Below are 26,633 nucleotides of genomic sequence, written 5' to 3' on the forward strand. Positions count from 1 at the left end.
CGACCCGATGGCTTCGGAACGCTAACCGCCCGCAGGCACGAACCACGCATCGGTTTTCGGCGGCGCCGCAGCTTCGGCCTGTTTGTCGCGCAAGTAGCCGTACCACTCTTGCTGCACCCGTTCGATCGGCCCGATCCTTCGTTCGAAGGCCTCGACCGAACCGCCCTCGCGAATCACTGCCCGATAGCCTTGCGCGTACTTGCCGTCGCGATAGTGGAACAGGAAGTGGCTCAGGCTCCAGTATTCGACGTAGTACAGATTGAGATAGCGGCCGATCTCCGGCCCGGTGTCGGCGAGCAGGTCGCGCAGCGGTATCCAGCGGCGCTGCTCGATGTCGCGAGCAAGATCGCCGCTCAGCGGAATCCGGGGCAGCCACCAGATCGGATAGGCCGTCGCATCGACGGTACCGGGAAGCAGCACGCCGTGCTCGATCCGGCTCGCGCCGAAGTACGTCGCCAGCCCTTCGTTCATCCAGCGCTTGTTCTTGAAGCCGGCGACTTCGTTGTTCAACTGATGGGTCGCTTCGTGGACCATCCAGTGATAAGGGTTCTGCCCGCCGCCCGAGTAATAGGCGTGGCAGATCGGCGCACGGTAATAGGCCTCGGCCCAGGGCATGCTGCGGTTATGGGCGACGAACTCGCCGCGGCTGCGATACAGGCGCAGTTGCAGCCTGCCCGGCTCGCCCTTCGCCTCGAGCGCCTTGGCGAAGAACCCGCTATAGGCCCGATGCAGGCTTTCGACCGCGGCGCCGATGGCCCGGGTTTGCTCCGGCGTCGCCGTGGTCGCTATCGCGTAATGCTCGGTCTCGAAAACCTCGACCGGGGCTTGGCCGGTCGTTCCAAGCTGCTGAGCGGCTGGTTTTTTGTCCGATCCCGCACCGTGAGCCGGCTCACTACCCGACCCACTGCAACCTGCGCAGGCCGCAAGCACCGCCGCCAGAACCAGGCGCTTCATGGCAAGTCGAATCACACCCATCGAGTTTCGCCTAGGCATTCGACAGAGGCTCACCGCAACCGCGCCGAACGCAGCTCGTGCTTGCGACATAGTTGCTCGGGCTCCAATTGGCGATAGCGCGGTCCGAACCACAACCACCCCGGCCTCAGTTCGCCGATCGAGAGGACACGTGCATCGTGCAGGCTGAAAAGCACGTTGACGTAGTCACCGGACATCTGTTCATGCTTGACGCCCGGCGCATAGAAATCGACCGAGATGTAGTAGGGAATGTTGCTTTGTTCGTGATACCAGGAGCCGCTCAGCTCGACATCCTCGACACGCCGCGCCTTGATCAGCTCGGCAATGCAGTTCGGCAGCCTGATGCCATGCGGACCGATCCTGAGCGTGACGAGCGGCGGCTGATTCTCGGGAAATCGGAGATCGAGAACGACCGGGCCGAACCGCTGCGGAACACCCACGACGCTGCCGTCGGAGCGCCGATGCAGAATGCGGTCGACATGCGCCTGCACCGTCATGGGCATCAGCACCAATGCAGCCAGCATCCAACCGATCCGGTTCATGGCGCTCCCGGGTAGGAGCGGCGCAAGCCGCGACCGTGATGATTCCGGTCGCAGGCCGCTCCGCCGCCGCGCGCATTGCCGCGGTCGCAGCTTGCGCAGCTCCTACTCTGGGCTTGCGGGCAAACCGGTGCGGGGTTCATAGAGATCATCGCGATTCTCCGCGATCCAGTATCGCAGGGGGTAAAGACCGCTCGTGGCGTGCATACCCCAGTGTATCCAGAAGTACTGCCACCAATGCGACGCGGCCGCGTCTTTGAGCCCGGCATCGAACAGAGACAGCCCGCCCTTGAGGTCTGCCCAAATATCGGCGAGGTCGTCGGCGAGATCGCCGACTTCGTGCCCCGCGTCTTCGAAGACGAAGGGATCGGTCTGCTGCACGTAATAATTGAACGGCAATGACCCGAAACGGCGGAACACCACGGTCCAGGCCTCGTGCGAAGGCGTTTGCGGATCTCCCGGGACGGCACCCTCCGGCAGCTGCAACGCGCGCTCGTGGAGTTCCGACAGCAACCGCAGCGCGATATTCGCTTCGGTCGCGGCCGCTTGCGGCTCACCTTCGGCCCAGGTACAGAAACGACGCGCGGTCTCGGCGAAACGTTCGATCGATGAATTCATTCGTTTCCTGCACAGCGGCCGTCAGGGCTGGGCTTTCACCAGTTTTCCGCCGGTCCAACGGTAGCTCCAACGATAGCGGCCGGGATCGGGGCAATGGATGGTCTCCTTCTGCTCACCGTTCCCGGTCGTATAAAGACGCTTGCAGATCGGTGAGTCCTCTTTGACCAGGAACGACACTTCGACCTGGCGATTCAGGACGCGTATGCCTTCGACTTCGCCCGGGACCTGTTCGTTATGGCCGAAGCGATAGCCGGTGCGCGCCGCCGCATCGCGCTGTTCCGTTTCGTCGGGACTCAAGGCGGAGACGACAGGCGCCGGCGGGCCCGCGACCAGCACGACGAGTTCGTTGGGGCAGTCGAAGTTCGCGCCAACGCAACGAGCGGTGGCCAGGAACAGGATTTCCTCCTTGCCATCGCCGTCCAGGTCGGCGGCTTGCGCGCGACTGGAGAAACGCTCCTGGACGATGTCGTCGCTGTAGAACATGGCCATCTGGGCTTTGACGGCCTGGTCCAAGCGCGCCTTCTCCAGCGCCCCACTCGCGGGCGACGCCATCAGCAAGACGACGGCCATACACAGCAGGCTTGTTGCGTTGGTACGTGACATCGGGCGCTCTCCTTGGTGGCCGGTCAGACGATCCTTCGCCGCTACGATAGCGCGCCGCCGCATCCGATCCAATCGGCCGGGCGTCCGTCCGTGGCCAGACGCAACCAAGCCCAGGACGCCACCCGCCGGATCGGCCAGGATCGCCTGGCCGTGTGCCCCCGAGTCCGGGCCCCCATGCCGGTGTCGACCGGCATGGGTGCCGCCGGGCTTACTCGCTCGGCGTCACGCACTTCTTGTCGCGGAACAGCGCCCACTCCTCGCAGACCTTGCCGTCGGGCAAGGTGCATACACCGAACTGCCCGCCGTCCTTGCCGGTGCGGATCTCGAGCGTGCCGCCCTGGTCCTTGCAATGCACCGAGGCCGGGTTCGGCATGCCGATCTTCGGGGTCAGGGTGGCCGAGCTATCGCTGCTATCGGCGGGCGTGGTGTCGGCCGGGGTGGCGCAGGCGGCCAAGGCCATCACGGCGGTCAGCAACAGGGCGAAACGGGGCAGGTTTTGCATGGCGAGAGCCTCGGGGAAACGAGGCCTCACTATACCGGGCGGTCCTGAAGACCCAGTCAAGGCCGTGGCCAGGCGCAGCGGGTCTCGCCCCCTTCGCCGATGCGGCGTTGACCGCGTCAGGCGGCCGCTTCCAGCGTGCGCTCGAAACGCATGTGCTCGCCGATTTTGTCGACCCAGCTGACGTCGCCGCCGGCCGGCGGCAGCTTGCTCAGCATCGTCCACTTGGGCTGGATGTAATCGGGGAACTGGCCGACCCACTGCTGCGGATTCGCCGGCAAGGCGTGGCTCAGCACCGTGGTCAGGTTCACCACCGAGTGTCGCGACAACTCGTGCGGGAACCACTCGCCCTTGACGTAAAAAGCGGTCTGGAACGCCGAACCCACCGCATGGAAACCCAAGTCGCTCGGCGGCAGCGTCGGAACGTAATCCCAATAGTTGTAAACGCGGATGCTGTTCGCCGCCGGGATGGTGGCGTTGTAGGCGGTCTGCCAGTCGAGGGTACCGACCATCGGGCTGGAGAAATTGATGTTGACGGTATTCATCGGCTGGCTGATCGCCAGGTCGAGCGAGAACAACTGGCTCAACGCGGCGCCCAGGCTGTGACCGGTGACGTAGAGCTCGCTCGGCGTGTACTTGGCCAACAAGGCGAACAGCTGCTGCCGCATCGACTGGGTCATCGAACCGCCCTTGTCGTCGTAGATGCTGTAGAAGCCGGAGGCGACATGCGGCGTCGGCGCGACCGTGCCGCTGCTCGGCACGAATTCGGTGGTAAGGAACCGTATGTCCTCGTAGATGTCCATGTCCGAGTCGGTGCCGCGAAAGGCGAAGATCAAGGTGCCGGGGTCGGCGATCGACTGGAACACCAGCCCGTACTTTTCTTCCGAGCCGCTGATCAAAAAGGCGTCCCATCCGGTCCACGCATCGATTTGCTGATAACCGTCGGGCGACTGGAACGGCAGACCTTGGTAGTAGTCGTAGGCGGCCTTCGAGGCGACTGCGAGGGCGATCGTCAGCGTCGCGTCGAGCGTCGCCTGGGTGGATGCGTTCGTGAGACCGGTGGTCATCGGGTTTTTCCTCTCGGTAGGCAGATGCGAGCGGCCGACCGCACCGCTCTCGCCACCACAGCACGCAATGGGGTCCGACGACCGGCCACGATGTCGCCCCTGCATCCACATCGGCGAGGGACCGGCCATCGAAATCGTGACCTATCTCATGGTTTCCGCAGTTCGATCTGCGATGCAGCGCGGCTTCCAGCAGCGCAAAGAAGTGCGATAGCGCGACCCGGCGCGGGAACCGCTGTTGCCGTCCACACGACGGGCTGTTTCGATCCAAGGCAATTCCTCCCCTGCCCCCTCTTCAAAGGGGGAGCGCTTCGGGGAGGAAATCGCGTTGGGGCGAGCCGCTCACAACTCGCAGCGCATTGAGAACACGCACCGAAGTTGGCCCGACACCTCGCCCCGCACTCCAGACGAAGAAGGCGTCAGACAGGGGAGCTCTTCGTCCCGCACTCGCCACGCTGCACAAGCCATCGCGCATTGAGCAACTTGGTCAGCTCCATTCGCGATCCGGGTACATCGTCGCGCGAACGCCTTCGATAACGTTCAGTCTCCAACCACTCCAGCAAGGACCGAACATGAAGAGTCGTACTTCGATGGCCGCTCTCGGCATGACGCTCGCGTTGTCCGGTTTGACTCCGTTCGCCGCGGCGGCGCAGGACCCGATGGCGGCGCAGCACCGGCACTGCGAACGCGAGTTCGAACGCACCTCCGAAGCGCTCGGCGATGCCTTCGCCCGGCGCGATCTCAATCGTTTCATGGCAGGTTTCGCCGAAGACGCGGTCCAGGTCAACAGCCTCGGTCAGGTGCTCAACGGCAAGCCGGCGATCACCGCCTTCTATCGCGCAGTGATGGCCAACGAATATGTGTTCAAGCGCACCCTGCTGGCGCAGACGATCAGCCAGTGCTCCAGCGCCGTGGTCGTCGACCGCATCGAATTCACTATTCCCTCGGCCGGCATCACCCTGCACGCAATCGATGTCGCTAATTGGGCGCGGGTGCGCGGCCAATGGCGGTTGAGCGCCGACACCACCACCCCGATCGCCAAGCCGTAAACCTGGCAGGCCATAAGCGGCAGGCTCCGGCGGGGCCTGCCGCAAGGGTGTGAAGCAAGAATGGCGGCGCACTGCTGTACGCTTCCGGTTCCGGGCCTGCGTCGCGCCCGGCGGTCCGAGGGCTCATCGTCGCAGGCATTGCGATGCAGGTGACGTATCCAGGCATTCGGGAATGCCATGGGATCGCAGAGGCCGCCATGTATGTGTACTACGTGAATCGCAACGCACAGCCGAACGGAAACCACGAGGTGCATCGCTCCGACTGCCCGTTCGTGCCGTTCAACAAACAGGACCTTGGGTATTACCTGCATTGCCAATCGGCAGTGGTCGCGGCCAAACGCTACTTCGCCCAGACCAACGGCTGCTATTGGTGCTCCAAGCCCTGCCATAGCGTTTGAACGCAAAGGCCCGCCGTATGGCGGGCCTTTCTTTATCGAAATGCGCCTACCCGCCGTATGGCGGGCCTTTCTTCATCGCATTGCGGTTGTTCGTGGCCCGGAATGCGCCACGAACGCGAGACCGGACCGATCAGCCGCCGGTTTCGCGCAAGGTGACGCCGTGCTGCTTGGCGTAGGCCTTCTGCGCCGCATTCCAGGCGATGGCCTTGCTATCCACGTCGCCGATCAGGCGCTCCATATCGGTGCCCAACGAACCGAACTGCTGATCGCTGTAACCGTCCGGCAGCTTGCCCATTTCTTCCAGCTTGGCGAACGCTGCGTCGACGCTCTTGAGGTAGTCGAGCATGCTCGCGTGCAGCGCAGCGGCATCCTCCGGCGGCGGAAACGCCTGGGTCACCGTGGTGTTGGCGGCCAGCTCGCGGCGCAGGCCGGCGAACTGGGGCTGATAGCGGCTCATGCCCTTGCGCGTCTGCAACACCTTGCTGAACTCCTCGGCGCGATCGCCGCCGAGCCAGCGGACCGCGGGCGTACTGGCGGAGTTCCACACCGAGATGTTCTGCTCCAGGTATTCCTCGGCGGTCATGGTGCTGCGTCCACCGCTGCTGCAGGCGGCAGCGAGGAAGGCCAACAAGCAGATCGAAACGAGGCGATTGAGTTTCTTCAAGACAATGTCCTTTTGCTGATGAGAGATGCGTCCGATGCGCAGCGGCGCCTGAGCGCCACCCGTGGGGAACCGGAGCGATGCATGCGCGGCCGGGTCGGGATCCCCGCACCGACACGACGCCGTGCCGCCGGGCTATCCGGCGGGACGGGACGGTGCGAGTGGACGATGCGCGAGCCCCTGGGGAGCCGCGGAAAGGAAACCTGCCAGCGGCCGCCGTGCATGGTAACTCGACGGGCGCTCGAGCGGCGCGGACGCATCCTCCGGTGCGGCAGCCGCCCAATTGGGCAAGCACGCTTGGGCAAGCACGCTCGAGTGACGCGGGGCCTAGACCCGCGTCACCACCAACCACAACAGCAACAGATACAGCGCAAACGAGAAGCCGGTGACGAAGGCCTGCGTCGCCGGCGCCATGCCGAGCAGGCAGATCGCCGCCGCGATGCCCTGCCAGAGAAAGTACGTCGCCGCGATCAACACCAGCCACACCAATGGCGGAAACAGACCCAGCGCCTTGACCAACACATTCTGCCGCCTCGGCACCGGCTGGATCTCGTCCATGTCCACGCGTCCGTCGACGACGAAGCCGGCGATCACGTTCCATACCGATTCCACGATCGCCGCGCCGTGCCCGCCCTTGACGTAGGTCACCTGACTGACGCCCGCATCCGGTTGCGACAGAAGGAAGCCGTCGTGTCCGGCGCTGCCGAGGTCCTGCAGCCTGAAGAACTGGAAGAATTTCGGGAAGAACGCCACCACCCAGTCGCCGGTGGCGACGAAGTTGAGCACGCCCCGGACCCTCGGCCGCTGGCCGTCGAGGAAGCGCCGCCAGTCGTAACTGCGGCGCACCACGCTGCCGGCGAACACGACGCGATCGAAACGGCAGCAGGGGTACAGCTCCAGCGCACGAGCCAGAAGATAGGTGCCGTTGCTGTGTCCGACGTAGGAAAAGCTCGCGTTCGGATAACGCGCCAAGGCTTCGGTGTACTGGTCCATCAGCCATTCCACTTTCTGTCGCCGATACCACGGGAACAGGAACGGCAGCATCGGGAAATAGCCGTAGCTGGAGGTCTCGGTGGCCCAGGTGGCCAGGCGGTCGCCGGCGCGTTGCTTGATGCGGCGCGCGATCTTGTGGGTCCAGTAGCCGACGTCGCGGATACCGTGCATGACGAAGACCACGCGCTCGATGCTCTCGTCGGGCGCGGCGAAACGCTCGTCGGACGGCACCACGGCTTCGCGCTGCAGTTGCGCACTGTCGGCTTGCAAGGCCAGCACGAAGGCGCGGGTGCGGCCGGCGCCGACGATCGGGTCAGCCATGTCGATGATGTCGGCATGCCCGGAATGAGGCACGTCGAGGTAAACGAAATCGCCTCCCGAGACCAGATCGACGTTGTCTTCGGGCGCGACCATGTCGTCGCGCGAACCCAGCAACTGGATCGTCAAGGCGCTGCCGGGCGCGGCCGGCGCACTCGCATCGCCCTGCATCGATGGACCGGTGCGGCTGGCGCGGCGGCGCATCAGCAACCACTGGATGCGCAATTGGGTGATGAATTCGGCGCCGCGGCGAAAGGTGAAGACCAAGGGCCAGCGGCGGCTGAAGGCATGGATGACATGACACAGCAAGCTGCCCAGGCTCCACACCGGCGCGTTGGCGAGGCTGAGGTGATGCGACACGCGCCAACCGCGGTTCATGCCGGCCAGCAGCACGATCCGCGATACGCAGCCGGCCCAGGGCCGCGCCGCGACGAGTGCCGCTTCGTCGGCGGATGCCGGCTTGAACACGGCCTCGAACGGAGCGCCTTCGACTTCGCCGCAGGCCACCACGTAAAGTTTTCGCGCCAGCAGCGCGCCGAGGCTGTGCCCGACCAACACGATGTTGCCGTAAGGCGTGGCCTGGGCCTGCGCCTGGGCGTATTTGCGATCGATCTGCGTCAACAAGCCTGCGACGATCTCGTTCGGATCCGCCATCGACATGCGCGATGCCGGCAACTGTGGGCAATAGATTTCCGCATCCGGCCAGGCGCCGCGCACCAGGGCTTGCACCGACTCCAGCCTGGCCGCGGTGTGCATATAGGCGTGCAGCAATACCACCAGCGTCCGCGAACGCTCCTCGACTTGCGTGTTCATCCCGCCCCCCTGGCTGAGTCACGACGCTGCACCGCGGCGAAGCCCGCGGAACCCTGCAATGAATGCCGCGCCCGACCCGGCCCGGCGGCCATCGCTCTCGTTCGCCGCGGACGCGAACGCTTGCCGCGCGGACGCAGGGATTGCCCGGGGCCGAAGCCTCGGGACCGCGTCGCTGCATTCGGCGCCGGACCGAACGGCACCGAGGAACACGCCCTCACCGGTCGAGCCCGCCGCTTCATTCAACGAGGAAGCAGGCTAACTCCGGTCAGACCGCGTTGTCGAAAGCACACAGACGGAACAACCGGAACACGATGAAAGTGCAGGCAATACGCTGCGAACGGCCATCCCTGCCGCGACCGACGCGAGTGCCGGCGCAACCCCGAAGGCACCGTTCGACCGCTCCCCGCTATGCCGAAAATTGGCTCCATCGGCCGCCAACCGATTGGGCCTGCATTGGAACCGCCGCCGCGCCTATGGTCGCCTTCGTCCCAACCACCGAGACAAGACGATGACCCACCGCACTCCCCGTTCCGCCCGCACGTCGGCGCTGATCGCCATGTCCATGCTCGCCCTGTCCACCGCCACCACCGCGTTCGCCGCCAGCCCTGCAAGCAATGCTTCGGCAAGCGGCGCGCCGCAAGCCGCCGCATCGGGCTGGGTCGGCGACGTCCTGACCCGCATCTGCGCACGCCAGTTCGATATCGCCCAGCGCATGGATATGGAGTCGTTCCGCGACTACGACGCCGAAACCTTCCGTGCCGTCCACGACGAACGCGCCATCACCGTGTTCGACAGCGGCGGCGTGCGCATCGGCCTCGACGCGATCATGACCGCGCTCGCCGGCCACTTCACCAACCGCGAAGCCAAATGGAGCTGGACCGAACGCCACCGCGTCGTCGACGGTTGCAATTCGGCCTACATCCTGTACGAAACCGTCTACGAGATCCCGCGTATCGGTTATCGGCAGAAAGCCCTGACCGGCGTCACCTATACCCACGACGGCCGCAAGTGGCTGGCGATCGCCGACCAGGGCACCAAGCTGCCGCCGTGACGGCATGCATGGCGGCGGGCATTCCGCCATAAGCATTGCGCAAAGGCGGCTACGGCCGCCTTTGCTTTATCCGGAATGCCGCCTTCGCAAGTGCGAGTGCGACGCGGCCGCCTCGACGAATGCCGGCACTCGGCGCGCGCGCGACCGGCCCGGTTTGGCCGCCCGCTTCGAGTCTTGGCGTTCGCTTCCGGTGAGGAGCCGCGCGCAGCGTCTCTTCGGCGGCCGCGGGGGACGGCCGGCCTTCTGGACTGCTCGGCTCGCCCTGTTTCAACGGCCGCAGAAACACGGACGTCCGCATGCGTCATCGCCAGCCAGCGCGCAGGTCTGCGGTCGCCATCAGGAGAGGTCCGATGAAATCCAGACACTGCACGCCCGCGCTGCATTGCGCGGCCGGTCCGACGCGCCCGCCGCAACATCCGCCCACCGCTTCGCCGACGCCGCGCTACAGCGGCTTCGTCATCCTGCGTTTGTCCGATCGCATTGCGCCGGGCTCCGACAAGGACCTGCGCAGCCTCGCACGCAAGCACAAGCTGGTGGCGCTGTCCAAGTTGCTGGAAGAAGCGGCGGTCGAATCGACCCGGCCGGTAATCCGCAGCGTCGACGCCAAGCGCCTGATCGAAATGGAGCGCCGCGCCGCGCAATCGCCGTTTCCGCCGTTGCGCAGCCTGACCGGTTACTGGCGCCTGGATCTGCGCCATCGTCCCGACGACGCCGAAGCCCTGGTCGCACGCTTGCGCCGGCTCGCCGAAATCGCCGACGCCTACCGCGAACTCGAAGTCACCGAACCGGTCAACGACGCCGACGATCCGTATTGCGCCGGCCAGGACTATCTGGATGCCGCTCCGACCGGCATCGACGCGCGCTGGGCCTGGACCCAGGCCAACGGCACCGGCGGCGGCATCGGCGTGGTCGACCTCGAACAAGGCTGGTTCCTCGGCCACGAAGACTTGGTCGGGCACGCGCCCAGCCTGATCTTCGGCGACAACCGCGATGGCGTGAGCACCTACAAGGGCAATCACGGCACCGCCGTGCTCGGCGAAATCGCCGGCATCGACAACACCCTCGGCGTGGTCGGCATCGCCCCCGACGTGGGCTCGGTGCGGGTCACCTCGCATTACGACGCCGGCACCGACACCAACCTGCACGTGGCCGATGCGATCGTCGCGGCATTGCCGACCATGGCGGTCGGCGACGTGCTGTTGCTGGAAGTGCAACGCGGCGGCGCGATCCTGACCGAAGTCGACAACGCCGACTTCGATGCGATCCGCCTGGCCAGCGCCCTGGGCGTGATCGTGGTCGAAGCCGCCGGCAACGGCAGTAACGACCTCGACGCCTACACCGACGGCGGCGGTTTCCAGGTGTTCAACCGCGCCAGCGCCGACTTCCGCGATTCCGGCGCGATCGTGGTCGGCGCGGCGTTGTCTGCGCTGCCGCACAACCGCGCCGGTTTCTCCAGCTTCGGCTCGCGCGTGGACTGCTATGCCTGGGGCGAGAACGTCACCACCTGCGCCTACGGCGACCTCGACAACGGCGGCGGCGACGACAACCGCACCTACACCGCCGGTTTCAACGGCACCAGTTCGGCCTCGCCGATCGTCACCGGCGCCGCCCTCGTCACCCAGGGCATGTACGCCGCGGCGACCGGCACGCGCCTGTCGCCGGGGCAGATGCGCAGCCTGTTGTCCGACCCGGCGATCAATACCCCGCAGGGCGGCGGCGTGGCCGGCGCCATCGGCGTGATGCCGGACCTGCGCGCGATCATCGAGGACACCCTGGGCCTGGTGCCCGATGTTTACCTGCGCGACGCCGTCGGCGACAGCGGCGCGGTGCCGTCCACCGGCGCGATCAGCTCCAGCCCCGACGTGATCCTGCGCCCGACCGCGGTAGCCAACCCCGATGCCGCCTTCGGCGAAGGCAGCGGCACCGAGAACAGCAACACCCTCGGCCACGAGGCCGAAACCGGGCAGGACAATTTCCTCTATGTGCGCATGCGCAATCGCGGCGCCGCCGATGCCGACGACGTCCGCGCGACGGTGTACTGGAGCCCGGTCGCGACCTTGCTGACCCCGGACCTGTGGAACCTGATCGGCACCTCGGCGCCGGTCGACGTGCCGATGGGCGACACCTTGGTGGTCGCCGATGCGATCACCTGGCCGCAAGCCGACATCCCCGCGCCCGGCCATTATTGCTTCGTCGCCAGCCTCGACCATCCGGGCGACGCCGCGCCGCCGCTGCCGCCCGGTCCGCCCAACTTCGACTGGGATGCCTTCCGCGACTACATCCGCGCCCACAACAACATCACCTGGCGCAACTTCAACGTGGTCGATCCGCCGCCGGACCCGCAGGCCACGCTGGCGCTGCCGTTCCTGATCACCGGCACGCCCGATCGTGCCCGCGCCTTCGATTTCGAGATCGTGCGGCGCTTGCCCAAGGGCGTCACGGTGCACCTGGAACTGCCGCGCGACCTCGCCCGCCGCATCGGCGCCCGGGTGCCCTGGAAGGTCGATGTGCCGCGTAAAGGCGATCGCGCCACCGTCGCCTTGCCGGGCCTGCCGCGCCTGCCGTTGTGCGGCCTGCCGCTGCCGCGCGGCGCGCGCCTGCCGGCGCGCTTCCTGGTGCGCGGCGCCAAACCCGAGCAGATGCAGGGCGCCAGCATCGCCATCCGCCAACTGTTCGAAGGCGAGGAAGTCGGTCGCATCACCTGGCAATGCCTCAACCGCGGCAACGCCGGCAAGGCCAAGCCGGCGATGGCGGTCAGACCGGCGGCGGCCAAAAAGCGCTGAAGCCCAGACGCGCTTCGTCGGGCACAGCGCCGCAAACGAATCCGCCCGAAGCCGCGACGGCTTCGGGCGGATGCGAAAATCCACCTGGCGGACTCGTTCGGGATCGCGACGAGCCCGCGGGATGCGCAGCTTCGCTCAGGGGTTGGTGAAATAACCCGAGCAATAACGCGAGCCGTTCTTGCTCAGATAGAAGCGGCTGCAGTTGGTGTCGTAGCTGCTGCCCAGCGCGGTGATCTGGAAGCCGGACAGATAGACGCCGTTGAGGTGGTAATGGCTGCCGTTGTACTTCAGCGACCAGTGCTCGTGCGGGCCGGTCGAGGCGCCGCCGTTGCACAGGGCCTGGGCCTGGGTGTTGGCCGGATTGCCGAGACGGCTGTTGGCGGCGACGTTCGCGCCGGTGCCGTACTGCAGGTTCATCATGTGGTAGTAGGTCGTCGACCAGCCGCCGCTGTGCACCACTTCGGCGAAGCACGAGGAATGGCGCTTGAACGAGCCGCCGGCCGAGGCCGACACCCAGTTCCCGCTCTGATTGCTGCCCCAGCCGCCGCCGCGCGACATGTCCAGCGACGACATCGGGTAATTGCCCGAGCCGGTGTTGGTATGCGCGCCGCCGACGTGCCAGGATGCGCCGCGCGGATACGGGAACTGCAGGAAGCCGTTGGCCGGCCCGGCCAGAGCGTTGACGTCGCTGGTGTCGGCGAAACGCGCCGACGCCGGCACCGCCTTGCGCGGCTCGTTGAACAAGCGGCCGTAGACCTGCTGGAACTCGCCGTCGCCGCGCAGCGCGGCACTGGCCTGGCTGTCGCCGGCCTGCAGGTACAAGGCCTGCAGAGGATTGACGCGCGCCAACGGCACACGGCCCTGCGGCGCCAGCGAGGCGTCTTCCTGCTCGTACAGGGCCTGGCGCAAGGCCGTGGCGACCTCGCGGGTCTGGCCATTGAAATCCTTCGCCGTCGACAGCTTGCCGAACGGGCGACGCATCGCATCGGCGCTGGCGCGCTGGCGCGAGACCACGCCGCTCTGTTGCTCCATCAGCGCGATCAACACCTTCGGGCTGATGCTGCTGTAACCGGCCCAGTGCGAAATCGACTCGCCATGACGCACCAGATGCGGCGCGTGCTTAGCCAGATAGGCCGCTGTGTCGAAGTCGAACATCTCGTCGTAGGAATACACCAGGTCCTGGCCGCTCAACCCGGCAGCGGCGTTCGCATCGCGCCCGCCGGCCGTCGCCGTGCCGCCGATGGCCGCTGCGATACAGCAGGCCAACAACCCCAATCGTGCTTTCGAAATCGCCTTCATCGCATCGCTCTCGTTTAATGAGGGGTGGCGTGCATGCCCTGTCCGCAACGACGGATCCGGCATCGAGTGCAATGTGCTTTCTCGTTCGCATCGGCCACCCTGAGTGATGCGATGTCCAGACTCTAGGGTTCGTCAACGGCGCTGTCGTGCGATCGCAGCGCAGTTGCTCACTTGCGGTGAGACTGCTCCTGCACTTCCTTCATTTCGAATCGTCATATGGCAGCGAATCGCTGCGGAGTTATTCGATGCCAGTCGCGTATCGAAGTTTCATCGCCGGAGAATCGGCGGCGCATGCGCTGCGCACAAAGCACATTAACCCGCATTCACGATGCGCGATTTGCGTTGCTTGAAACTTCATCGCGCCGCGTGCGCCGCATTGCATGAGCGCGCATTCATCGCAATGGCTCGTCCGGGTTTTCCGGAAGGGAAACCGGTTCGGCTTGAATGCGGCGATGACGCGATATCCGCGCCATCGCCGCAAGCCCCGCCGTGTGCGCTGCGGGCCGGGTTGTGCGCCTCAGAAGGTGATCTTCACCGACGGCGCGCTGCGCTCGGCTTCGCCGTGATACACCGCCTCGATGTTGTTGCCGTCCGGGTCGAGCACGAACGCGGCGTAATAGCCGGGGTGATAGTCGCGGCCTCCGGGCGAACCGTTGTCCTTGCCGCCGTTGGTCATCGCGGCACGGTGGAAGGCATCGACCATCGCCCAGTCCTGCGCCTGGAACGCGAGGTGATGGCGCCCGGTCAGGCTGCCCTGGGCAGCCGGGCTGTCGGCGGTCGACACGAACAGCTCGTCGGCCCAGAAATGATCGTCGCCGCTGCCGGCTATCGGCACCTTCAAGGCGGCGAAGACCGCGGTGTAGAACTTCCGGCTCGCCTCGATATCGCGCACCACCAACTGGATGTGATCGATCAAACGGCCGCGGTGCAGTTCCTGCGTTTGCATGTTCGCCTCTCCCGTCGTCGTGTAGTCGTGCCCGCCCCAGAACCGGCGGATCGGGCTTGAATCCTTGCGTGTTTTACGACCGGTATCAAGAAACCGCGGTGAAGACGGCGTTTCGATAGGGGCAACCCTAGCTGTGCCCGCGGCGAGGCGCGGCCTAAAGTGCCCGCATCGGCAGTGCCCTGTCGGCGAGAGGAACCTTCCCATGCATGTCTCCGGCAGCAGCGGCAGCGCCTGGATTCCCCAGACGTCGGTTCCCGCCCAAGAATCCGCCCGCCCCGCGTTGCCCGACGGCCCGGAGCTGATCCACCTCGGCGAGTTCATCCCGCAGGGCCAGGGCTACGATGCCCAGCGTGGGCAAGTCCTGACGAGCTACTACAACCAGGACGACGGCGTCCTGTTGTCGATCCAGAACAAGGACGGCGGCCCCGAGGTCAAGCACGTCAAGCTCGACGGCGGCAGCGCCGAGAACCTGTGCGCGATCGCGCCGGACAAAGGCGGCGGCGTGGCGACCGACGGCAAGTTCGTGTATCTGGCCGATACGGAATCGGTCTACGTGTATCGGCGCGAAGACGTCGACGCCGCCCGGAACGGCGGCTCGGTCGAGCCGGTGTGGATCAATCGCATGCCGGAAGGCAGCAACGCCAGCTACCTGACCGTCAAGGACGGCCAGGCCTATGTCGGCCAGTTCGCGGTCGACCCGAACGGCTTCGGCTCGGACCAGGCCAAACAGGATTTCGACGGCAAGCCCAGCCTGATGCGTTTCGATATCGGCGCCAAGGGCGAGTTCGTCAACCCCAGCGCCCCGGTCGAGACGCCCTACTACGCCCAGGGCGTGACCGTGACCGAGCGGGGCCTGCTCTTCAGCACCTCCTTCGGCGGCCAGGACGAATCGCCGCGCGAGTTGGTCTTTCAGCAGTTCACCGGTAACGGCGAGAACTTCCAACTCGAAGCGGCCAAGGATGCCCAGAGCGTCTACCGTCTCGACCACTACGCTGAAGGCATCAACGTCATCGACAACGAAGTCTGGGTGACCTACGAAAGCGCCGCCGACGACTACCGCGACAGCGGCGTCGAACCGCGCACGCACATCCAGCGCATCCCGCTCGGCGACCTCAAAGACTACTGATCGGCCGGCGGCGGACGCGCCATCGCGACCGCACCGCAGCTCCCCGGCGGATTCACGCACCGGTCCGGCCCGCGTTCCAACATGCAACGGACGAGGCGGCTGGCCGCCTTGCATCCGTCCGGGTGTCGCTGCATGGCGAAGGTGAACCTGACAGCGCGCACTGCCTTCCCACGATCGTCGATTGGAGCGTCCGATGTCCAGAAACAAGACTCTTTTTATCTACAACGGCACCAGAGCCGACCAGGAGTGGACCATCTATTCCGAAGACGTCATCAATCAAAGCTATACGCTGGGCCAGGACCGGAAGAGCTTCACGGTCACGCTCAGCAACAACGCCGTGATCAAGTTCGGCGTGGACGATGCCGTGTATCTCGACGCCATCTACGACTATCGCAGCGACAGCTGGACCAGCCGCACCGCCACCCCGAACGAGATGCAGTTCTCCGCCGCCCAAAGTGCGGTGAACGTCACGTGCAGTTATGTTCCCTAAGCCTATTCGAAGACTTCCGATTCGAAGACTTCCGAGTTGAGAGCCGGGTCGGAGACCGCTATCACCGCTAGAGTCTCCGACCCCGCTTCGCCATCGGCCTGCCCCTGGGACGCGACGATCCTTCCCGACCGGCCGAACTAGCCGACCTCCCTGCCGGCGTACGCGTATTGCGCCCGAACCGCGCTTCGATCCGCTCATGAGGCCTCGGGTCATCGGCCGACATCGGCCCGTGGTTAACACCGGCCACGTCTGAACGTTGCAGGCATCGCCCCTCGCGCGACGCCGCCGTCGATGCAACCGTTTCCGCCATCGCCGCATCACTTGCACCACGCAACGAAGCATCGGCCGGCCGACACGTCGTACCGCCACCGATCCGCTCGCTGCGCCGTCCTGTCGACCACCGATCCGGAAACTGCCTATGAAGACGATGCCCGCCCTGTTCGCCCTGCTGCTGTCCGTCCCCAGCCTCGCTCTGGCCGAGGAATGCAAGAACACCTCGGACTACGAGCGCGCCCGCGCGGTAATCCAGGACCTCAGCCGCATCGTCGCCCCGAACGGGGTCCAGGAAGCCTATGCCGTGCGCATCGGCGGCATCGACCAGTGGATCAACGTGCGCGGCCAGGACAAGGCCAACCCCATCCTGCTGTTCGCCCACGGCGGTCCGGCCTCGCCGCTGATCCCGACGATGTGGCAGTTTCAGCGTCCGATGGAGGAATTCTTCACCGTGGTCAACTGGGACCAGCGCGGCGCCGGCAAGACCTTCGCCTCGCACGATCCGCAGGCTTATGCCGACACCCTGCAGGTCGAACGCTATGCCGACGACGCCATCGAGATCGCCGAGTACGTGCGCAAGCGCTACGGCAAGCGCAAGGTGGTGCTGGCCGGGCACAGTTGGGGCACCATCGTCGCGATGACCGCGGCGCTGAAGCGGCCGGACCTGTTCCATGCCTACCTCGGCGTGGGCCAGGCCATCAACGTCCGCGAGAACGAGCGCATCAGCTTCGATTACGGCATGCAGCAGGCCAAGGCGCGCGGCAATACCGAGGCGATCAAGGAGATGGAGGCCATCGCACCCTACCCCGGCGACCAGCCGATCACCCGCGAACGCATCATCGCCGCACGCAAGTGGTCGCAGTACTACGGCGGTATGACCGCCTACCGCGACGAGTCGCTGTATTTCTACCGCGCCCCGCTGCTGTCGCCCGAGTACAACGACTGCGACCGCGCCGCGGTCAACCGCGGCAACGAGTTCAGCCTCGGCCGCGTGCTGCCGGAGTTCGTGACCGTCGACTTCAGCAAGGTCCGCGAATTCCCGATCCCGGTGGTGATGTTCATGGGCCGCCACGACTACACCACGCCGTCGCAACCGACCGCGGACTGGCTGGCCCAGGTCAAGGCGCCGTACAAGCAGGGCGTGTGGTTCGAGCACTCCTCGCACATGATCCAGTGGGAAGAACCCGGCAAAGTCCTGGCCAGCCTGTTGCAATACGTGCGCCCGCTGGCCAAGGACGACGAGGCCAGGCAGTAACCGCTGCGCACGCGGGCCGGCGCGCTGCCGATGCGGCCGCCGGCCCCGATCGCGGATCCATGGCCGACCTGCGCCCCGATCCACGTTGCCTACCCATAGCCACAGGGCTACAGGGAAGATCGCAATGTCGGCCGTGGACCGATCGAAAAACATCCTCATCTTCGCCGATGGCACCGGACAGGCCGGTGGGCTGCGGCCCGACCAGCGCCTGAGCAACGTCTACAAGCTGTACCGGGCCACCCGCAACGGCCCCGAGAGCCCGATCGACCCGGCCGAGCAAGTCGCCTTCTACGACGCCGGCCTGGGCACCGACGCCGATGCCGGCCACGTCCGCCTGCGTTTCCTGCGCACCATGCGCAAGTTTTTCAGCTCGGCGATGGGCACCGGCATCAGCACCAACATCGTCGAATGCTATGCGGCGATCCTGAAACACTACGAGCCCGGCGACCGCATCTATCTGTTCGGTTTCAGCCGCGGCGCCTACACCGCGCGCTGCGTCGGCGGCGTACTCAACCTGTGCGGCGTGCCCACCCACGGCGCGGACGGCAAGCCGATCCCGCGCTACGGCCGCGGCCTGATGCGGGTTGCGCGAGAGGCGGTACTGCAGGTCTACGAGCACGGCGCGGGCAAGGACCGCGGCAAGTACGAGCCTGAACGCAAGGAGAAAGCCCGGCGCTTCCGCCTCAAGTACGGCTGCGACATCGACGGCCAGTCGAACGTCGTGCCGTATTTCATCGGCGTGTTCGACACCGTCGCCGCGCTCGGGGCCAAGGGCCTGCTGCGCTGGATCATGGTGTCGCTGCTGGTCGCGCTGACCATCGTCCTGCCTTGCGCCATCCTGTACGGGTTCGATCTGGGGCGCTACATCGTCCCCTACCTCGGCGGATTGATCCTGGCCGGCGTCTACCAGTTGTTCAAGCAACACTACCGCTCCATCCGCGACTTTCCGAACCCGGGCGATTTTCGCTGGCACTTCGCCGGCTGGCGTTCGGGCTTCTACGACCGGCTGCTGGGCCGCCGCGTCCGTTACGCACGCCATGCGCTGTCCATCGACGAGCGCCGCGCCGATTTCGCCCGCGTCGAATGGGGCGTGAAAGGCCAGCACGTGGCGTACGAGCCCGGCGAGCCGGAGTGGCTGCGCCAGGTCTGGTTCGCCGGCTGCCATTCCGACATCGGCGGCAGCTACGACGAAGACGAATCGCGGCTGTCCGACATCGCCCTGTCGTGGATGCTGGAACAGACCGCCGAACTGCCGCACCCTCTGCGGGTCGACCGCAGCCGCCTGCACCTGTTCCCTTCCGCGGCCGGCATGCAGCATTGCGAGATCCAACGCATGCTCGATCGCTACCCGGACTGGGTCCCGCAGGGGTGGCGCATCGCCTGGAAAGCCAAGTCGCGGATCGAGGCGCGCGGCGCACCGCTCCATCGCAGCGTGTACGAACGCTTCGACCTGACCTCCGTGCGCCACTGCGGCGAGGTCCGTCCCTATCGGCCGGACTCGTTGGCCCTGGACGTGCGGCTGACCCGTTACTACGCGGTCGCCGAGACCGCCTCGTGCCCGGAGTCGCTGCCGCACGAAACTTGACAGCATCGACATTCTTATCGAGCCTACGCGCCCACATACGGAGGTGATCGATATGCATGTTCGACCGGCGGCCCTCGCGGCCATGGCCATCCTGGGCCTGTGCGCTCTTTCCGCCCATGCACAGACCACCGTGCTGAGCTACAACGAAATCGCCGCCGAATACGCCGCGAATCCCGAGGCCGCGGGGAAGAAGTACGACGGGCGCCGGTTGGCCTTCTCCGGTCAGCTGATGCGCATGGGCTCGGAGCCCGGCGGCACCTACTTCGGCGCGATCGCCGAGGACGGCGCGATGTTCGACACCGCCTTCGAAGTCGCCGAGCAGGAAGCGCTGAAGGCCAAGTTCGAGGGCAACGAGATCCAGCCGTTCCAGAAGTCCTCGACCCTGGTGTTCGAGTGCATGAACGAAGGCCAGGTCGGCACCGTCGTGCAGGGTCTCAAGCTGACCAAGTGCCGCGCCGCGGAGTAAACCGCCACGCACTGGAAGCGAACCAAGCCGGGCTCCTATGGGACCCGGCTTTTTCATGGTCTAAAGTCGGCAACTCCCCAGAGGTAGGAGCGGCGCGAGCCGCGACCGCGCCACCACAGCGACCGCGCCTCCATCAAGGAAGCGGCGAGGGAATCGGTCGCGAGCGCCTACCCTGCGGCTCATCCCCTGCGACACCCCTGCCTTACAGTGCACGAGGACATGCCCCGGACCGAAGCGCTTCGCTCGCCGGCCATGTCCTGTCGCCCCGGGGTCTCTCGATCGTGCCGAAACGAAGGTTCGCAGCCGCGCAGCGGCCTCGGGCGCGTCCGCTCGCGCAATCGGGGCACGGCGCGTCATCGCAGGTCTCTCGATCATCACACCAAGGAGCAGGTATGAAGCATACGCAACTGAAAAAAACCGCCCTCGCATCGCTGGCGCTGTCGCTGGCACTGCCCGCCGCCGCGCAGACCACCCTGCGGGTCCCGGCGGATTACCCGACCATCCAGGCCGCGATCAACGCCGCCGTCGCCGGCGACACCGTGCTGGTATCGCCGGGCAGCTATTCCGAACGCCTCAATTACGACGGCAAAGCCATCACCGTGATCAGCGAGGGCGGCCCGGCGGCGACCATCATCGACGGCGGCAACAGCGGCAACGTGTTGGTGTTCGACAGCGGCGAAGGCCCGGCCGCGCGCCTGGAAGGCTTCACCATCAAGAACGGCCGCGCCAGCTTCGGTGCGGGCATCGACATCCTGGCCGCTTCGCCGAGCATCGTCGGCAACATCTTCGACACCAACACCCAGACCGCGGGCGGCTACGGTGCGGCCATCGGCGGCAACGGCTCCTCTGCCTTGATCGAGCGCAATATCTTCCGCAACAACAGCTGCGACACCCAGCATTTGTCCGGCGTGATCACCTTCGTCAACGGCTCCTCGCCTGACATTGTCAACAACCTGATCGTCGACAACCCCTGCCGGGCCATCACCATGACCCTGCCGAGCGGCAACAGCCCGCAGGTGTCCAACAACACCATCGTCGGCAACCGTACCGGTATCAAGGTCAGCGCCCAGGTCAACTCGACCCTGCACCTGTACCAGAACAACATCCTGGCCAGCAACGCGGTCGGTTTCGAGATCACCAACGGCACCCCGGCGAACCATCCGTTGTTCAAGAACAACCTCGTCTTCAACAACACCAGCAACTACGTCGGCGTCGCCGACCAGACCGGCATCAACGGCAACCTTTCCGCGGACCCGTTATTCGTCGCCCCCACCACCGGCAACTACCACATCGCCGCCGGCTCGCCCGCCGTCGACGCCGGTGCCACCGCCGATTTCCTGCCCGAAACCGACATCGACGGCGAAAAGCGCGTCATCGACGGCAACGGCGACGGCGTGCGCACGGTCGACATCGGCGCCGACGAACTGAAGGTGCTGTACCCGCCGGTCGCCGACTTCAGCCTGGCCGCCGCCGAGCTCAAGGTCGCCTTCACCGATACCTCGACCGACCGCGACGGCGTCATCGCCTCGCATCTGTGGGACTTCGGCGACGGCAGCCAGTCGACCCAGGCCCATCCCGAACACACCTATCTCGAAAACGGCACCTACACCGTCACCCTGACGGTGACCGACAACGACGGCGCCAGCCACAGCGTCAGCAAGCAGGTCGCGGTCAGCGGCAAGACGTTCTTCGAGAACGCCGGCGACTACCCGATCCTCGACCTGCGCAGCGTGGAAAGCCCGATCGTCGTCAGCGGCGTCTCCGGCAATGCGCCGGCCACGCTGAAGGTGGCGGTCGACATCAAGCACACCTTCATCGGCGACCTGCGCGTCGACCTGGTGGCGCCGGACGGCACCCGCTACACCCTGCACAACCGCAGCGGCGGCAGCGCCGACAACATCATCAAGACCTATACCGTGAACGCTTCCAGCGAAGCGGCCAACGGCACCTGGAAGCTGCTGGTCAACGACAACGCCCGCGCCGACGTGGGCAAGATCGACCAGTGGAGCCTGCAGTTCTGATGAATGCCGCCGCTTCGGCGGCGTGATGAAGCGTCCCGAGCTTCGATGGCGGGCCGCATCGGGAGGGGCGCAGCGAATCGATATCGCTGCGCCCCTTTCACTTCTTCTCGAAAGGCGAACCTGACCTCGCTTCGCTGCCCGGCATCGCCCATAGGTGCAATACCCAAGCCCACCCCACAGGTCCAGCATCGGCCCGATCCGGCGTTCGTCGCCGTCGAGCCGACACCCTGGGGAGGGATGCACTCATGCTCCGCACTGCGCTGAAGTGGGTTTGCCTCGGTCCATCCGATTCCGTCTTCGACTCCACCCCTGCCTCGGGCCCGGCGCTGGCGGCGCTGCTGCCCATGCTCGGCGCGCTCGCCCTGCTGGCGCCCTCCTCCGCTCGGGCGCTGGATTGCGGCAGCAACAACGGCTACACCTGCCAAGGCACGGCTTCTCAGTACGCGGGAGGTTTCAGCCCCGGCGTGGGCAGCGGTGGCTTCGGGGGCGGCGATTGCATCGCCACGCGCACGCCGGTCGTGTTCGTCTCCGGCAACGGCGACACCGCGCTCAGCTTCGACATGCCGCCGGCGGCGGTCACCGGCTACGCCACGCCGGCCCATTCGATGTACGACGAGCTCAAGGCGCGCGGCTATAACGACTGCGAGCTGTTCGGCGTGACCTATCTGGATGCGGAAGAGCGCAGCTCGCCGCAGTACAACTATCACCAGCCGGCGAAGTACCAGATCCTCAAGACCTTCATCGACAAGGTCAAAACCTACACCGGCCGCAGCCAGGTCGACATCGTCACCCATTCGCTGGGCGCATCGATGTCCCTGGCGATGCTGCGCTACCACGGCTATCAGGCCAGCGTGCGCCGCTTCGTCAATATCGGCGGCGGGCTGCGCGGCCTGCAGACTTGCCTGAGCACCGGCTATCAATCGCCGTATGCGCCGACCTGCAACGCCGAGGCCTATGTCTTTCCGTACGACTACTACACCTTCGGCCTTTACCCGAGCAGCGGCGTCGCCTACTACGGTTATAACCGCTGGACCGGCAGCGGCAGCAACAGCCTACGCGCCATGCCGGCGATGTACAGCGGGATCGCCTTCTACACGATCACCGCCGGCCTGCACGACCAGGTGCAGTGCTTCACCACCAGCTACTCGGCCGGTTGCAGCAGCGGCGCGTTGTTCAATGCCGCCAGCAATGTCAAGGCGCAAGTCGACATCGGCGTGGGCAGCACCGCCTATGCCTACGATTGGGACTGGAGCGACGGCAGCCCCTACAACGCCGGCGGCGGCGATACCAGCAACGGCATCGGCCACTTCCGCTCCAAGACCAACGCCGGCCGCATCGTCTACAACATGCTGGCGACCACCTGCACGACCGGCTGCGCGAACGGCTATGCCGGGGTGAACGGGCCGGCGGTGAATCGCTAGAAGCGCCCAGACGGCGGAACCGTCATCGACCGCCGCGTCGAGCGCCCGATCAAGCCTGGGCCTTTACGACGACGGGTTACCGTTTCCGCCGCCGCGGCTGTAATGCAATAAGCGCCCGCGATGCGGAGGCAGGTCCGTATCGTTCATCGGGCAGCGCCGCTCTTCGACCGAGTAGCCCTGCGCCAGCATCAAGCGGGTGAAGCGCGCGCTGTTGCCGCGGCCGGGGTCGGTGATCAGCACCTGTGCATCGTCGAAGGCGTGCCGTGCGATGACGTCGCCGATCAACTCGGCCTGATCGCGCTCGTAGAGCACGTCGCTGGCGATGATCAGGTCGAAGCGGCCGAGCGTGGGCAGCGGCGTGTCCCAGCGCAATTGCCGGTAATGCACCGCCGGCAGTCGATTCAATGCGGCGTTGTAGGCCAGGAAGGGTTCGGTGAGCGGATGCACGTCGCTGGCGACGATGTTCGCCCCGCGCCGCTGCAACACCAGGCTGGCCAGGCCGATGCCGCAGCCGAGTTCGAGGATGCGCTCGCCATGGATGGCGAAACGGTGCATGGCCTGCGCCAGTAATTGCCCGGCCGGCCAGACCTGCCCGAACAGGCTCCACTGCGCGGTGGAAATGCCCAGGCGTTCGCCATGGCCATCGGGATCGCTGAACTGCTGCAGATCGCTCAACACTCGCAAGCCCCAGGCGTCGCCGCCTACGGTCAGGGAGAGATTGCGGGTGGTATAGCCGGGCAAAAGCCGCCCCCACGTAGGCGTCCCCCTGGATCAGGGCGGTGACGCGTGAAAGGGAGCGAAGCGAGCGATCAAGGATCGGTCGGGCGAGACGCGCGATTGGAACGGCTTACGAACTGCATCCTACACCTGTGCGGGCGGTCGCGAGGCGGAAAGCCTGAATCGAGCGTGGGCCTCGCCGCGCATGGCGATGCCGAGCCAGTACAGGCCGACCGGTGCCTCGTCACCCAGCAGCAGGCCGCGGTTGAGCGAAGGCCGCTTCGCGACGACCCGTGTCCGCCGCCTGCTCGAAACTGCGACCGCCGGCCCGACTTCGTCACCGGCCTGGCCGCCCCGCTCCCCTCGCTACGTCCATCCCGGAGAAGCGCTGCATCGACGGCCGTGAACGGCGATCTCAGCGCTCTGCATCGTTCAACGACCGAAAGATGGCCGCCAACTTCGAAGATGCCCGCCGCGCGAACGATGCTCGATGCCCATCGACATCCAAGCCGAGCCGCATCGACGCGATTCGAGGAGGCGGAACAAAGCGCTCGGCAAACCATGCAGCCGATTACGGATCGCCCACGAACCAGGAGGACTGCAGGATGCGCTATACACGTCGCGAATTTCTGACCACCACCGCCGCCGCGCTCGGCAGCTCGATGTTGCCGTTCGGCTCGGCCCTCGCCGCCGGCGCCGAAGGGCCGGACAAGGCAGCGCGCTGGCGTCGTTACGACGTCGCCACCCCGGAAGGCCAGAAGATGCTGGTCAGCTACGCGCGCGGCATCGAAGCCATGCTCAAGCTGCCTCCCGAAGATCCGCTCAACTGGTTCCGCAACGCCTTCACCCATTTCCTCGATTGCCCGCACGGCAATTGGTGGTTCTATGTCTGGCACCGCGGTTATGTGGGCTACTTCGAACGCGCCATCCGCAGGCTCAGCAACGATCCCAATTTCGCCATGCCGTTCTGGGACTGGACCCGCCATCCGGAAATCCCCGCGGGCATGTTCGACGGTGTTCTCACCCCCACCGACGGCGCCTATTCGCCGTATACCGGCAACCTGGCGAAGTTCACCTCCTTCATCAAGCCCTCGCTCGTCAAGTATTGGAATTCGCTGTCGGCCGCGCAGCGCACGCAGTTGCAGTCGCGCGGTTACTCGACCTTCGACGAGGTCTGGAACGATGTCACCGGTTACAGCGTGGCGCAGAAGACCGGCATCTCCGGCAACCAGGCCTTCGTGGTCACCTGCGCTGCGCGCTACTTGTCGCGATCCAATCCCAAGCTCGACGAGAAAACGACTTACGACGTCTCCCCGCACGTCATCGATTCCGGGCTGGCGCCGACCCTGTTCTACGATCCCAGCATCAGCAACAGCTTCGCCAGCTCGAAGACCGCCACCCATCTGGTGCAGCCCGACGGCTCGACCCATTTCTCGATCCTCGAAGGCTTCCCGCACAACAAGGTGCACAACTACATCGGCGGCGTCGGCCCGATCGACCCGGGCCCCTACGGCAACATGACCAACTTCCTGTCGCCGGTGGACCCGATCTTCTATCTGCACCACTCGAACATGGACCGCCTGTGGTATCTGTGGACGAAGAAACAGTTCTTGGCCGGCTTGCCGATCCTGCCGACCGGCAGCGATTCGAACACCTTCCTGAACGAGCCCTTCCTGTTCTACGTCGACGGCGACGGCGGCTTCGTCGGCCCCAGCAAGGCCGGCGACTACGTCAGCACGACCGCCTTCGACTACGACTACGGCCCGGGCTACGGCAGCGAACTGCCGACGCGGCCGAAGTTGCAGGCGTCGGCGGAACGGTTCGGTTCGATCAAGGGCGCGGTCGAAGCGAATGCGGCCTCGGTGACCTTGCCGGCGGCGCTGGTGAAACGCCATCTGGCCGGTGCCTTGCCGGCGCCGTTGATCGCCGAGGTCACTTTCGACCGCCCGGACGGATTGGCGCTCGCGCGCGAATTCGACGTGCTGGTCAACGCGCCGGCCGAGGTCGGCCAGGTCGACGCGAACAGCCCCTACTACGCAGGCACCATCGCCTTCTTCGGCTCGACCATGCCGAACATGGCGATGTCGCACTCGGCCACGTTCGCCGTGCCCTTGCGCAAGACCTTGCAGGCCTTCTCCACCGCCGAAGGCGCCAGCACCCGCTTGAACATCCGCCTGGTGCCCTCGGGCCCGCAACCGGCCGACCCGGTGCCGGTGAAAGCCGTTTCGATCACCTCGGGCGGCTGATCGGGCATGTCTCGCGGCCTCGTCGCCGTCGTCTTCGCACTCGCCCTGCTGATGGTGCAGGGCGGGTGCGCGGCGAGCCGCGATTACATGAGTTTGACGCTGCCGCATGCGCCCAAACCCGGCGAGCGCGCCTTCCTCGAAGTGGAGTTGGACGCGCTCCCCACCGGGCACGAGGTCGAAGTGAGCCTCGACACGGGACGCAGGCTGGGTGTGATCTCGCCCCATGGCATCCGTCCCGGCCGCGGCGCCGGCACCTATACCCTGCCGCTGCCCGCCGATGCGGTGCGCGACGCGCCGTTGCGTGTGCGGATCCGCATCACCCGCGCGGACGCCGCGCCGCGCGAGGCGTCCGCCGATGAAGTACGCGGCGTACGGGTGATTCTCAGCGGCGACCAGGGCCCCTGAGCGCACGCTCAGCATCTGCTCC

The 26,633-nt window shown here is 66.0% G+C and carries 24 protein-coding genes; 13 read left to right on the forward strand and 11 right to left on the reverse strand.

Annotation, left to right across the window (positions count from 1 at the left end; all coding sequences use genetic code 11):
• Window positions 1–21 precede the first annotated feature (21 nt).
• From ACKN61_RS14710 to ACKN61_RS14735, 6 genes are all read right to left on the reverse strand, one after another.
• Window positions 22–954: a hypothetical protein gene (locus tag ACKN61_RS14710; protein WP_408950161.1), complete on the reverse strand. Its 933-nt coding sequence runs from the start codon at window positions 952–954 to the stop codon at window positions 22–24.
• Window positions 955–1,004: 50 nt separating this feature from the next.
• On the reverse strand, window positions 1,005–1,514 hold the full coding sequence (locus tag ACKN61_RS14715; RefSeq protein ID WP_408950162.1) for a hypothetical protein: 510 nt from the start codon (window positions 1,512–1,514) through the stop codon (window positions 1,005–1,007).
• A 102-nt stretch (window positions 1,515–1,616) separates the two neighbouring features.
• Complete coding sequence (locus ACKN61_RS14720) at window positions 1,617–2,129, reverse strand: DUF5063 domain-containing protein (protein WP_408950163.1); 513 nt, start codon at window positions 2,127–2,129, stop codon at window positions 1,617–1,619.
• A 21-nt stretch (window positions 2,130–2,150) separates the two neighbouring features.
• Window positions 2,151–2,732 (reverse strand): hypothetical protein, encoded by a 582-nt coding sequence (locus tag ACKN61_RS14725; protein ID WP_408950164.1) that lies wholly within the window; start codon window positions 2,730–2,732, stop codon window positions 2,151–2,153.
• Between the two features lie 208 nt (window positions 2,733–2,940).
• Entirely contained in the window at window positions 2,941–3,234 is a 294-nt protein-coding gene (locus ACKN61_RS14730; RefSeq protein ID WP_408950165.1) for a DUF333 domain-containing protein, read from the reverse strand.
• Between the two features lie 116 nt (window positions 3,235–3,350).
• Complete coding sequence (locus tag ACKN61_RS14735; protein WP_408950166.1) at window positions 3,351–4,298, reverse strand: lipase family protein; 948 nt, start codon at window positions 4,296–4,298, stop codon at window positions 3,351–3,353.
• 569 nt (window positions 4,299–4,867) lie between these two features.
• Here ACKN61_RS14735 and ACKN61_RS14740 point away from each other — a divergent pair.
• Window positions 4,868–5,344: an SgcJ/EcaC family oxidoreductase gene (locus ACKN61_RS14740; RefSeq protein WP_161786048.1), complete on the forward strand. Its 477-nt coding sequence runs from the start codon at window positions 4,868–4,870 to the stop codon at window positions 5,342–5,344.
• A gap of 212 nt (window positions 5,345–5,556) precedes the next feature.
• Window positions 5,557–5,742 carry a hypothetical protein gene (locus ACKN61_RS14745; RefSeq protein ID WP_408950167.1) on the forward strand — a complete coding sequence of 62 codons (186 nt, stop codon included), beginning with the start codon at window positions 5,557–5,559 and terminating at the stop codon, window positions 5,740–5,742.
• A 130-nt stretch (window positions 5,743–5,872) separates the two neighbouring features.
• On the opposite strand, the gene ACKN61_RS14750 is transcribed toward ACKN61_RS14745, so the two are convergent.
• Both ACKN61_RS14750 and ACKN61_RS14755 read right to left on the reverse strand, forming a co-directional pair.
• Window positions 5,873–6,406: a hypothetical protein gene (locus ACKN61_RS14750; RefSeq protein WP_408950168.1), complete on the reverse strand. Its 534-nt coding sequence runs from the start codon at window positions 6,404–6,406 to the stop codon at window positions 5,873–5,875.
• Between the two features lie 324 nt (window positions 6,407–6,730).
• Entirely contained in the window at window positions 6,731–8,527 is a 1,797-nt protein-coding gene (locus ACKN61_RS14755; protein ID WP_408950169.1) for an esterase/lipase family protein, read from the reverse strand.
• 508 nt (window positions 8,528–9,035) lie between these two features.
• Between ACKN61_RS14755 and ACKN61_RS14760 the strand changes: the two genes are divergently transcribed.
• The gene (locus ACKN61_RS14760; RefSeq protein ID WP_408950170.1) at window positions 9,036–9,578 is read left to right on the forward strand and encodes a hypothetical protein; all 543 of its coding nucleotides are present in this window, start codon (window positions 9,036–9,038) and stop codon (window positions 9,576–9,578) included.
• A 350-nt stretch (window positions 9,579–9,928) separates the two neighbouring features.
• Window positions 9,929–12,361 (forward strand): S8 family peptidase, encoded by a 2,433-nt coding sequence (locus tag ACKN61_RS14765; protein WP_408950171.1) that lies wholly within the window; start codon window positions 9,929–9,931, stop codon window positions 12,359–12,361.
• 135 nt (window positions 12,362–12,496) lie between these two features.
• Here the strand turns inward: ACKN61_RS14765 and ACKN61_RS14770 are convergent, their stop codons facing one another.
• Window positions 12,497–13,660 carry a M23 family metallopeptidase gene (locus tag ACKN61_RS14770; protein ID WP_408950172.1) on the reverse strand — a complete coding sequence of 388 codons (1,164 nt, stop codon included), beginning with the start codon at window positions 13,658–13,660 and terminating at the stop codon, window positions 12,497–12,499.
• A gap of 517 nt (window positions 13,661–14,177) precedes the next feature.
• Complete coding sequence (locus ACKN61_RS14775; protein ID WP_408950173.1) at window positions 14,178–14,606, reverse strand: VOC family protein; 429 nt, start codon at window positions 14,604–14,606, stop codon at window positions 14,178–14,180.
• Between the two features lie 202 nt (window positions 14,607–14,808).
• On the opposite strand from ACKN61_RS14775, the gene ACKN61_RS14780 reads away from it, so the two are divergent.
• From ACKN61_RS14780 to ACKN61_RS14810, 7 genes are all read left to right on the forward strand, one after another.
• Window positions 14,809–15,732 carry a hypothetical protein gene (locus tag ACKN61_RS14780; protein ID WP_408950174.1) on the forward strand — a complete coding sequence of 308 codons (924 nt, stop codon included), beginning with the start codon at window positions 14,809–14,811 and terminating at the stop codon, window positions 15,730–15,732.
• Between the two features lie 193 nt (window positions 15,733–15,925).
• Window positions 15,926–16,222: a hypothetical protein gene (locus tag ACKN61_RS14785; RefSeq protein WP_408950175.1), complete on the forward strand. Its 297-nt coding sequence runs from the start codon at window positions 15,926–15,928 to the stop codon at window positions 16,220–16,222.
• Window positions 16,223–16,640: 418 nt separating this feature from the next.
• Entirely contained in the window at window positions 16,641–17,750 is a 1,110-nt protein-coding gene (locus ACKN61_RS14790) for an alpha/beta fold hydrolase (protein WP_408950176.1), read from the forward strand.
• A 133-nt stretch (window positions 17,751–17,883) separates the two neighbouring features.
• Window positions 17,884–19,335, forward strand: a complete 1,452-nt coding sequence (locus ACKN61_RS14795; protein ID WP_408950177.1) for a DUF2235 domain-containing protein — start codon at window positions 17,884–17,886, stop codon at window positions 19,333–19,335.
• A gap of 52 nt (window positions 19,336–19,387) precedes the next feature.
• On the forward strand, window positions 19,388–19,801 hold the full coding sequence (locus ACKN61_RS14800; protein WP_223620018.1) for a hypothetical protein: 414 nt from the start codon (window positions 19,388–19,390) through the stop codon (window positions 19,799–19,801).
• A gap of 392 nt (window positions 19,802–20,193) precedes the next feature.
• A complete protein-coding gene (locus ACKN61_RS14805; protein ID WP_408950178.1) occupies window positions 20,194–21,822 on the forward strand; it encodes a proprotein convertase P-domain-containing protein in 1,629 nt (542 codons plus the stop codon).
• Between the two features lie 245 nt (window positions 21,823–22,067).
• Window positions 22,068–23,243 (forward strand): esterase/lipase family protein, encoded by a 1,176-nt coding sequence (locus tag ACKN61_RS14810; RefSeq protein ID WP_408950179.1) that lies wholly within the window; start codon window positions 22,068–22,070, stop codon window positions 23,241–23,243.
• Window positions 23,244–23,306: 63 nt separating this feature from the next.
• On the opposite strand, the gene ACKN61_RS14815 is transcribed toward ACKN61_RS14810, so the two are convergent.
• Entirely contained in the window at window positions 23,307–23,984 is a 678-nt protein-coding gene (locus tag ACKN61_RS14815; protein ID WP_408950180.1) for a class I SAM-dependent methyltransferase, read from the reverse strand.
• 581 nt (window positions 23,985–24,565) lie between these two features.
• On the opposite strand from ACKN61_RS14815, the gene ACKN61_RS14820 reads away from it, so the two are divergent.
• Window positions 24,566–26,206, forward strand: a complete 1,641-nt coding sequence (locus ACKN61_RS14820) for a tyrosinase family protein (RefSeq protein WP_408950181.1) — start codon at window positions 24,566–24,568, stop codon at window positions 26,204–26,206.
• Window positions 26,207–26,212: 6 nt separating this feature from the next.
• On the forward strand, window positions 26,213–26,611 hold the full coding sequence (locus ACKN61_RS14825; protein WP_408950182.1) for a hypothetical protein: 399 nt from the start codon (window positions 26,213–26,215) through the stop codon (window positions 26,609–26,611).
• Window positions 26,612–26,633 lie beyond the last annotated feature (22 nt).

This window comes from Lysobacter sp. Hz25 (assembly GCF_046097045.1).
Lineage (GTDB): Bacteria > Pseudomonadota > Gammaproteobacteria > Xanthomonadales > Xanthomonadaceae > Lysobacter > Lysobacter antibioticus_B.

Bases quoted from the DNA above. Each gene is read 5' to 3' on its own strand.
- ACKN61_RS14720 (WP_408950163.1), bottom strand. From the start codon at position 2,129: ATGAATTCATCGATCGAACGTTTCGCCGAGACCGCGCGTCGTTTCTGT.
- ACKN61_RS14780 (WP_408950174.1), top strand. From the start codon at position 14,809: ATGCATGTCTCCGGCAGCAGCGGCAGCGCCTGGATTCCCCAGACGTCG.
- ACKN61_RS14825 (WP_408950182.1), top strand. From the start codon at position 26,213: ATGTCTCGCGGCCTCGTCGCCGTCGTCTTCGCACTCGCCCTGCTGATG.
- ACKN61_RS14760 (WP_408950170.1), top strand. From the start codon at position 9,036: ATGACCCACCGCACTCCCCGTTCCGCCCGCACGTCGGCGCTGATCGCC.
- ACKN61_RS14790 (WP_408950176.1), top strand. From the start codon at position 16,641: ATGAAGACGATGCCCGCCCTGTTCGCCCTGCTGCTGTCCGTCCCCAGC.
- ACKN61_RS14740 (WP_161786048.1), top strand. From the start codon at position 4,868: ATGAAGAGTCGTACTTCGATGGCCGCTCTCGGCATGACGCTCGCGTTG.
- ACKN61_RS14755 (WP_408950169.1), bottom strand. From the start codon at position 8,527: ATGAACACGCAAGTCGAGGAGCGTTCGCGGACGCTGGTGGTATTGCTG.
- ACKN61_RS14710 (WP_408950161.1), bottom strand. From the start codon at position 954: ATGAAGCGCCTGGTTCTGGCGGCGGTGCTTGCGGCCTGCGCAGGTTGC.
- ACKN61_RS14770 (WP_408950172.1), bottom strand. From the start codon at position 13,660: ATGAAGGCGATTTCGAAAGCACGATTGGGGTTGTTGGCCTGCTGTATC.
- ACKN61_RS14725 (WP_408950164.1), bottom strand. From the start codon at position 2,732: ATGTCACGTACCAACGCAACAAGCCTGCTGTGTATGGCCGTCGTCTTG.
- ACKN61_RS14785 (WP_408950175.1), top strand. From the start codon at position 15,926: ATGTCCAGAAACAAGACTCTTTTTATCTACAACGGCACCAGAGCCGAC.
- ACKN61_RS14810 (WP_408950179.1), top strand. From the start codon at position 22,068: ATGCTCCGCACTGCGCTGAAGTGGGTTTGCCTCGGTCCATCCGATTCC.
- ACKN61_RS14800 (WP_223620018.1), top strand. From the start codon at position 19,388: ATGCATGTTCGACCGGCGGCCCTCGCGGCCATGGCCATCCTGGGCCTG.
- ACKN61_RS14730 (WP_408950165.1), bottom strand. From the start codon at position 3,234: ATGCAAAACCTGCCCCGTTTCGCCCTGTTGCTGACCGCCGTGATGGCC.
- ACKN61_RS14715 (WP_408950162.1), bottom strand. From the start codon at position 1,514: ATGAACCGGATCGGTTGGATGCTGGCTGCATTGGTGCTGATGCCCATG.
- ACKN61_RS14805 (WP_408950178.1), top strand. From the start codon at position 20,194: ATGAAGCATACGCAACTGAAAAAAACCGCCCTCGCATCGCTGGCGCTG.
- ACKN61_RS14775 (WP_408950173.1), bottom strand. From the start codon at position 14,606: ATGCAAACGCAGGAACTGCACCGCGGCCGTTTGATCGATCACATCCAG.
- ACKN61_RS14765 (WP_408950171.1), top strand. From the start codon at position 9,929: ATGAAATCCAGACACTGCACGCCCGCGCTGCATTGCGCGGCCGGTCCG.
- ACKN61_RS14820 (WP_408950181.1), top strand. From the start codon at position 24,566: ATGCGCTATACACGTCGCGAATTTCTGACCACCACCGCCGCCGCGCTC.
- ACKN61_RS14735 (WP_408950166.1), bottom strand. From the start codon at position 4,298: ATGACCACCGGTCTCACGAACGCATCCACCCAGGCGACGCTCGACGCG.